This is a genomic window from Mycobacteriales bacterium, from assembly GCA_035504215.1.
Taxonomy (GTDB): Bacteria; Actinomycetota; Actinomycetes; order JAFAQI01; family JAFAQI01; genus DATAUK01.
Genome location: DATJSI010000146.1, coordinates 1 through 8,168, shown reverse-complemented (window position 1 = coordinate 8,168; position 8,168 = coordinate 1). Strand labels below are relative to the sequence as shown.

General features: G+C 68.6%; 6 protein-coding genes and 2 tRNA genes. All 8 read left to right on the top strand.

The features are described 5' to 3' along the window. The first annotated feature begins 356 nt into the window (after nucleotides 1–356). The 8 genes from VME70_16865 (at nucleotide 357) to VME70_16830 (ending at nucleotide 7,637) form a co-directional block, all read left to right on the top strand. On the top strand, nucleotides 357–1,415 hold the full coding sequence (locus VME70_16865; GenBank protein HTW21867.1) for a 3-isopropylmalate dehydrogenase: 1,059 nt from the start codon (nucleotides 357–359) through the stop codon (nucleotides 1,413–1,415). Nucleotides 1,416–1,424: 9 nt separating this feature from the next. After that, entirely contained in the window at nucleotides 1,425–2,504 is a 1,080-nt protein-coding gene (locus VME70_16860; GenBank protein HTW21866.1) for a branched-chain amino acid aminotransferase, read from the top strand. A 164-nt stretch (nucleotides 2,505–2,668) separates the two neighbouring features. Continuing rightward, nucleotides 2,669–4,261: a citramalate synthase gene (gene cimA / locus VME70_16855; protein ID HTW21865.1), complete on the top strand. Its 1,593-nt coding sequence runs from the start codon at nucleotides 2,669–2,671 to the stop codon at nucleotides 4,259–4,261. A gap of 18 nt (nucleotides 4,262–4,279) precedes the next feature. Next, entirely contained in the window at nucleotides 4,280–5,218 is a 939-nt protein-coding gene (locus VME70_16850; protein HTW21864.1) for an aldo/keto reductase, read from the top strand. 35 nt (nucleotides 5,219–5,253) lie between these two features. Next, entirely contained in the window at nucleotides 5,254–6,012 is a 759-nt protein-coding gene (locus VME70_16845; protein HTW21863.1) for a fumarylacetoacetate hydrolase family protein, read from the top strand. Continuing rightward, entirely contained in the window at nucleotides 6,009–7,433 is a 1,425-nt protein-coding gene (gene gltX, locus VME70_16840) for a glutamate--tRNA ligase (GenBank protein HTW21862.1), read from the top strand. Before VME70_16845 ends, gltX begins: the two co-directional genes overlap by 4 nt. 29 nt (nucleotides 7,434–7,462) lie before the next feature. Continuing rightward, nucleotides 7,463–7,534, top strand: a tRNA-Gln gene (locus tag VME70_16835). 30 nt (nucleotides 7,535–7,564) lie between these two features. Then, nucleotides 7,565–7,637 (top strand) — tRNA-Glu (locus tag VME70_16830). Nucleotides 7,638–8,168: the final 531 nt, after the last annotated feature.

Sequence of the window (8,168 nt, the reverse complement as noted above, 5' to 3'; positions counted from 1 at the left end):
TTGGGCGACACGCATGGCCCATAGGTGTCGCGCCGCGCCGCACGTATGGCCCATGGGGGCTGCCAGGGCGACGCGCATGGCCCATGGGTGTCGCGCCGCGCCACACGTATGGCCCATGGGGGTTGCTTGGACGACACGCATGGCCCATGGGTGTCGCGCCGCGCCACGCGCATGGCCCATAGGGGTTGCGCCGCGCCACGCGCGTGGCCCATGGGGGTTGCCAGGGCGACACGCATGGCCCATAGGTGTCGCGCCGCGCCACACGCATGGCCCATAGGGGTTGCCAGGGCGACACGCATGGCCCATAGGTGCCGCGGCGGACCCTCGTGGGCCCGCGTGGTCTAGCCTCGCTCGCCGTGGGGAGTCGCTGTCCGGTTGCGGTCATCGGCGGGGACGGCATCGGTCCCGAGGTCGTTGCCGAGGGCCTGAAGGTCTTGCGGCTGGCGGCCGAGGCCGACGGCGTCACGATCGAGACCACTGACTACGACCTCGGCGCAGCGCGCTGGCACCGGACCGGTGAGACCTTGCCCGACTCGGTGCTGGAGGAGCTGCGCGGTCACGAGGCGATCCTGCTCGGGGCGGTCGGCGACCCGAGCGTGCCTTCCGGTGTCCTCGAGCGCGGCCTGCTGCTGAAGCTGCGGTTCGCGTTCGAGCACGCGGTCAACCTGCGGCCGGTCAAGCTCTACCCGGGCGTAGCGACGCCGCTTGCCGGGGTTAAGCCCGGCGACATCGACATCGTCGTGGTCCGCGAGGGCACCGAGGGACCGTACGTCGGCGTCGGCGGCGCGCTCCGGAAGGGATCGCCGTACGAGATCGCCACCGAGGACAGCGTGAACACGAGGTACGGCGTCGAGCGGGTCGTGCGTGACGCGTTCGCCCGCGCGGCCGCCCGGCCTCGTCAGCACCTCACCCTCATGCACAAGACCAACGTGCTCACCCACGCCGGTTCGCTGTGGCAGCGGACGGTCGAGGCGGTGCACACAGACTTCCCGACCGTCACCGTCGACTACTCGCACGTCGACGCCGCCTGCCTCTACTTCGTCACCCAGCCCCAGCGGTTCGACGTCGTCGTGACGGACAACCTGTTCGGCGACATCATCACGGACCTCGGCGCGGCGATCGCGGGCGGCATCGGGCTCGCTGCGAGCGGCAACCTCAATGTCGAGGGCACGGCGCCGAGCATGTTCGAGCCGGTGCACGGCAGCGCCCCGGACATAGCCGGGCAAGGGGTCGCCGACCCGACCGCGACGATCCTGTCCGTGGCAATGCTCCTCGACTCGCTCGGCCTGCACGCGGCGGCGCTGAAGGTCGAGGCGGCGGTCGCGGCCGATCTCGCCGAACGAGCCGATCACCCGGCGGGACCGGGCCGGCGTACCTCGGCGATCGGTGATGCGATCGCGGCGCGGCTCGCCTAACCTCTATCCATGGGCCTCGAATTCAGCGTCGAGCCGACGCCGTCTCCGACCACGCCCGAGCGCCTCGCCGAGATCTTCGAGGCGCCCGGGTTCGGCAAGGTGTTCAGCGACCACATGGTCACGGTGCGCTGGACACCGGAGCGCGGCTGGCACGACGCACGGGTACGCCCGTACGCCCCGCTGGAGATCGACCCCGCGACGCACATCCTTCATTACGGCCAGTCGATCTTCGAGGGCTTCAAGGCCTACCGACAGCCCGACGGCGGTGTGGCCACCTTCCGCCCGCAGGTAAACGGCGCACGCTTCCAGCGCTCTGCCGAACGCATGGCGCTGCCCATTCTCGAGGTCGACGACTTCGTCTCGGCCTGCGACCGGCTGATCACCCTGGACGCCGCGTGGGTGCCGACCGGAAGCGACGACAGCCTCTACATCAGACCGTTCATGGTGGCGACCGAGGTCGGGCTCGGGGTTCGGCCGGCGACCGATGTCCTGTTCATGGTCATCGCCTCGCCCGCCGGCTCGTACTTCGCCGCCGGATCGCATGCAGTGTCCATCTGGCTGTCCGAGGACTACAGCCGATCGGCGCCGGGCGGCACGGGCGCGGCCAAGTGTGGTGGCAACTACGCCGCCAGCCTGATCGCGCAGCAGGAGGCGATCGCGCACGGCTGCGAGCAGGTGCTCTTCCTCGATGCCGTCGAACGCCGGTGGCTCGAGGAGTTCGGCGGCATGAACCTCTGGCTCGTGCTCGACAACGGCACGATGGTGACGCCGGAGCTCACCGGCACGATCCTCGAAGGCGTGACCCGCGACACGATCGCGACCCTCGCGGCGGAAATGGGCCACGAGGTCGAAGAGCGGCGGATCGACATCGACGAGTGGCGAAAGGGCGTCGAGTCGGGCGCGATCGCCGAGGCGTTCGCCTGTGGCACCGCGGCGGTGATCACGTCGGTGGGCTCGTTGCGCTGGCGCGAGGGCGAGGTCACGATGCCCTCAGCGACTCCGGTGGCGGATGCCATCCGCAGCACGCTGGTCGACCTCCAGCACGGCCGCGGACCCGACCCGCACGGCTGGATGCACAAGGTCTGCTGAGTCGAAGGCTTGACCGCGGGCCACGGCCTGCCGAAGACTGGAAGGCGATGAGCACCATCACGATCATTTGCGAGCGCGTCGGCTAGCCATACCGAGCCGACGCGCAACCCCTCGCTGCCCGATCCGGGCCGGGGGGTTTTCTGTTGGAACCGAGAGGAAACCCCGTGTCCGCCGCCACCGATTTTCACGTCTACGACACGACGCTGCGCGACGGGTCGCAGATGGAAGGGCTGTCGCTTTCCGTCGACGACAAGCTCGCCGTCGCCGCGCGCCTTGACGAGCTCGGCGTCGGCTACATCGAGGGCGGCTGGCCGGGCGCCAACCCGAAGGACAAGGCGTTCTTCGAGCGGGCTGCTGCCGGTGACCTCCCGCTGCGCAACGCCGTACTCGCTGCCTTCGGCGCCACCCGGAAACCGGGCGTGGCCGCCGCCGATGACGCGCAGGTACGAGCGCTGCTCGACGCGCAGACCCCTGTCGTGACCCTCGTGGCGAAGTCCCACACCGGCCACGTCGAGCGGGCCCTGCGCACCACGCTCGACGAGAACCTCGCCATGGTGAGGGACACGGTCCGGCTCCTGCGGGACGAGGGCCGGCGGGTGTTCCTCGACGCGGAGCACTTCTTCGACGGCTATCGCCTCGACCGCGCGTACGCCCTGGCCGTCGTCGAGGCCGCCGCAGAGGCGGGCGCCGAGGTCGTCGCGCTCTGCGACACGAACGGCGGGATGCTCCCGGGCCAGCTGGCCGAGGTGGTCAACGAGGTGGTCGGCCGATACCTCGGCACGCCGGCCCGGGTCGGCATCCATGCCCACGACGACACCTCGTGCGCGGTCGCGAACTCCCTCGCCGCGGTCCAGGCGGGCGCGACCCACGTGCAAGGCACGGCCAACGGGTACGGCGAACGAGCCGGCAACGCCGACCTGTTCGCAATCGTTGCCGGGCTCGAGCTCAAGCTCGAGCGCAAGGTGTTGCCGGAAGGGTCGCTCGCCGAGCTCGTTCGGGTCAGCCATGCGATCGCCGAGCTGGCGAACATCACCCCCGACGACCATCAGCCGTGGGTGGGCGCGAGCGCGTTCGCGCACAAAGCCGGCCTGCATGCCTCGGCGCTCAAGGTCGATCCGGATCTCTACCAGCACACCGATCCGGCCGTGGTCGGCAACGACATGCGGATCCTGGTCTCGGAGCTGGCCGGGCGGGCGAGCGTAGAGCTCAAGGCGCGGGAGCTGAACATCGACGCCGACAAGGAGGTCGTGGGCCGGGTCATCGACAAGGTGAAGACGATGGAGGCCGAGGGGTACTCGTTCGAGGCGGCCGAGGCGTCGTTCGAGCTGTTGCTCCGTCACGAGGTGGACCCGGGCCGCCAGCGGCCGTTCGCGCTGGAGTCGTACCGGGTCATCAGCGACGGGCGCTCGGACGGCCAGATGACGTCCGAGGCGACGGTCAAGATCCACGTCAAGGGGGAGCGAATCGTCTCGACCGGCGAGGGCAACGGCCCGGTCAACGCGCTCGACATGGCGTTGCGACTCGCGCTCGAGCGCTTCTACCCCCAGCTCGGCAGCTTCGAGCTGGTCGACTACAAGGTGCGGATTCTCGAAGGCGCCCACGGGACGGGCGCCGTCACCCGGGTGCTGGTGCGGACCTCCGACGGCCACCGGGAGTGGGACACGGTCGGCGTGAACGAGAACGTCATCGCGGCGTCGTGGGAGGCGCTCGACGATGCGTACACGTTCGGGTTGCTGGCCGTGGCCGGGATCGAGTGACGCCCTACGCTGGCGATCATGAGTGACATGCGGTTGCGCCGGCTGGGCGAGTCCGGACTGGTGGTCTCGGTGGTCGGCCTCGGCTGCAACAACTTCGGCCGGCGGATCGACCTCGAGCAGACGAAGGCCGTCGTACGCGCGGCACTGGATGCCGGCGTCACGCTGTTCGACACCGCCGACACGTACGGGCAGTCCGAGGACTTTCTCGCCGAGGCACTCGGGAGCGAGCGCGAGAACGTCGTGGTGGCGACGAAGTTCGGGATGTCGATGAACGGAGCGCTCGGGCCCGACTGGGACGCCCGCGGGTCGCGGCGCTACATCCGCAAGGCGGTCGAGTCGTCGCTCCGGAGGCTGAAGACGGACTGGATCGACCTGTACCAGTTCCACGTTCCGGACCCGAAAACGCCGATCGCGGAGACGCTGGCGGCGTTGCACGAGCTCGTCCTCGAAGGCAAGGTCCGATACGTCGGTTGCTCGAACTTCGCCGGCTGGCAGGTCGCGGACGCCGACTGGATCGCGCGGACATCTGGTCTTACGCCGTTCATCAGCGCGCAGAACCACTACAGCTTGATCGAGCGCGCGATCGAGAACGGGCTGGTGCCCGCGTGCCGGCGGTTCGGGCTCGGAGTGCTGCCCTACTTCCCGCTCGCCAACGGGCTGCTGACCGGCAAGTACCGCCGCGGCGAGGCGGCTCCGGACGGAACCCGGCTGGCGACCCGCGATGGCTGGCTCACCGATGATCGCTTCGACCAGGTCGAGGCGATCCAGCGCTACGCCGACGAGCGGAACCTCTCGATGCTGGACGTTGCGATCGGCGGCCTCGCCGCCCAGCCGGCGGTCAGCTCGGTCATCGCCGGCGCGACCAAGCCGGAGCAGGTCGTGGCGAACGCCGCCGCCGGCGCGTGGGTGCCGTCTGAGGAGGACCTCGAGGCGCTGAACCTGCTCGCGTTCGCCTGACCGGCCCTCAACAGCGGGACACTAGGCTCGTCCGGATGCGGATCGCGCGGTTCTCCTACGGTGAAGGTGTCGCGTTCGGCGTCGTCGAGGACGAGGTCGTCACGCCGATCGCCGGGCATCCGTTCGCACCGATCGAGCGCACCGACGTCAAGCTCGCGCTGCCCGACCTTCGCCTGCTCGCGCCGGTGCTGCCGAGCAAGGTGGTGGCGATCGGCAAGAACTACGCCTCGCACGCGGCCGAGATGGGCGGCGACGTACCGGAGCAGCCGCTAATCTTCCTCAAGCCGTCGACCGCCGTGGTCGGTCATCGCGACACGATCATGCTGCCGCCGTCCTCGGAGCGGGTCGACTACGAGGGCGAGCTCGCTGTGGTGATCAGCCGGTTGTGCCGGGACGTGCCGGAGGATCGCGCGATGGAGGTGGTGCTCGGCTACGCGTGCGCCAACGACGTCACGGCTCGCGACCAGCAGCGGACCGACGGGCAGTGGTCGCGGGCGAAGGGGTACGACACGTTCTGCCCGCTCGGACCGTGGATCGAGACCGCACTCGACCCGAGCGATCTCGCGATCCGGACCGAGCTCAACGGCGAGGTGAAGCAGGACTCGCGAACCTCGATGATCGTCCACAGGATCCCGGCGCTGATCGCCTACATCACCGCGTGCATGACCTTGCTGCCGGGCGATGTGATCCTCACCGGCACACCGGACGGGATCGGCCCGATGCGGGTGGGTGACGAGGTCAGCGTGACGATCGAGGGCATCGGGACGCTGACCAACCCGGTCGTCGCGCGATGACGGTCCGGCTCCGGGTTGCGCCGTCTCCGACAGGTGACCCGCACGTCGGTACGGCGTACATGTCGCTGTTCAACCTGGCCTTCGTGCGCCAGCAGGGCGGCAGTTTCATCCTGCGGATCGAGGACACCGACCGGGCACGTTTCCGCGCCGACAGCGAGCAGCAGGTGTACGACACGCTGCACTGGCTCGGCTTGTACTGGGACGAGGGGCCGGACATCGGCGGCCCGCATGCGCCGTACCGTCAGTCGGAGCGGCTGGACAGTTACCGCCCGGTCGCGGATGCGCTGCTGGCTTCGGGCCACGCCTACCACTGCTGGTGCAGCGCCGAGCGGCTGGCCGAGATGCGGACGGCTCAGCAGAAGGCGAAGCTGCCCACCGGCTACGACCGGCTGTGTCTCGGCAAGACGCGGGACGAGCGGGCGGCGTTGCCCGGCTTCTCGGAGCCGCCGGTGCTGCGCATGCTGATCCCCGATGACGTCTCTCTGAGCTTCGACGACCTGATCCGGGGCGAGGTCAGCGCGCCGCGGCCGGACGACCAGGTGCTGATGAAGGCGGACGGGTTTCCGACCTATCACCTCGCGAACGTCGTCGACGACCACGACATGGGCATCACTCACGTGGTGCGCGGCGAGGAGTGGATCGCTTCGACGCCGAAGCACGTCCTCATCTACGAGTGGATGGGCTGGGAACCGCCCCGGTTCGCGCACATGCCGTTGCTGCGCAACGCCGACAAGTCGAAGATCTCGAAGCGCCGCAACCCGGCGGCGCGGCTGACCTGGTTCGTCGAAGAGGGCTTCCTGCCGGAAGCGCTTCGCAACTACCTCGGGCTGATGGGCTACTCGCTGCCGGACGGCCGAGAGATCTTCTCGTTCGAGGACATGGTCGAGACGTTCGACTGGGCGCGGGTGAACCCGGCCGGCCCGGTGTTCGACGTCGAGAAGCTGCGCTGGATGTCGGGTCACTACATCCGCGAGCTCACTATCGATGAGCTGGCCGAGCGGCTCGTGGCTTATATGGGAGCCGCGGGCCCCGAGGCGGAGCTGGTACGACGGGCGACGCCGCTGGTGCAGGAGCGGATGTCGACCTTGCGCGAGGCGAGCGAGATGCTGCAGTTCCTCGTCGTGGGGGATGGTTTCCAGATCGATCCCGACGCAGCGGCAAAGCAACTCGGCGCCGATGCGCGACCGGTCCTCGAGGCATCGATCGCGGCGCTTCGAGATGTCGCGCCGTTCGACGCCGGGAAGGTCGAGGCGGCACTGCGCGGTGCACTCGTCGACGGTCTGGGGCTGAAACCGCGCAGCGCCTTCGGTCCGGTGCGGGTCGCGGTGACGGGATCGACGGTTTCGCCGCCGTTGTTCGAGTCGATCGAGCTGCTCGGTCGCGACGTCACGCTGGCCAGGCTGGAATCGGCGCTGGGCTAGAGTGGTCAGCGCTTCCGCGAGGGAGTGATTGGGGTATGGGGTAATTGGCAGCCCGGCTGATTCTGGTTCAGCTAGTCTAGGTTCGAGTCCTGGTACCCCAGCGGAAGTTAGTCAGCGACTCACTTTCATTTGGTCCCGTCGTCTAGTGGCCTAGGACGCCGCCCTCTCAAGGCGGTAGCGAGGGTTCAAATCCCTTCGGGACTACGTGTATTAACTTACTCCAGTTTAACGAGAAGGTCGGGCGCATACCGCCTGAGGATCTCGACGGCGTACTGCACCTTGTCCGAGATCCGTTGCCCGGAAGGTTGCCAGCGGGACCAGAGCTCGAGGTTTTCGAGCCGATTGTCGAGCCGATCGCCGTTCTTGTGGTGTACCGACTCGTCCGGCCGCAAGGGACGACCGAGGTGACGGGCCATGACAAACCGGTGCTCGCCTGCGGACGTCTCTCCGTCAACGAGGTAGCGAAGCTCCGATGGCACGGGGACCACCAGATAGCCGTGGTTGAGGTATCCAGTGCCAGGGATGTCGCGAATCGGCTTGTCCGCCTGAACGTCACCGAACTTCCGTAGCCGATCCGCGTGCGTCTGACAGAGCTGCCTACCTGTTGAATCCTGCTAGCTCCAGCCCGGCCAGGCTTGGAGTCAGGTGGCCGGCGAGTTCGTTCTAGAGGTGCCTGCCCGCGACGTGTCGTGTGGCTCTCTAACGGGGTGCGCTCGCCGGTCACCGTCCCTTGAC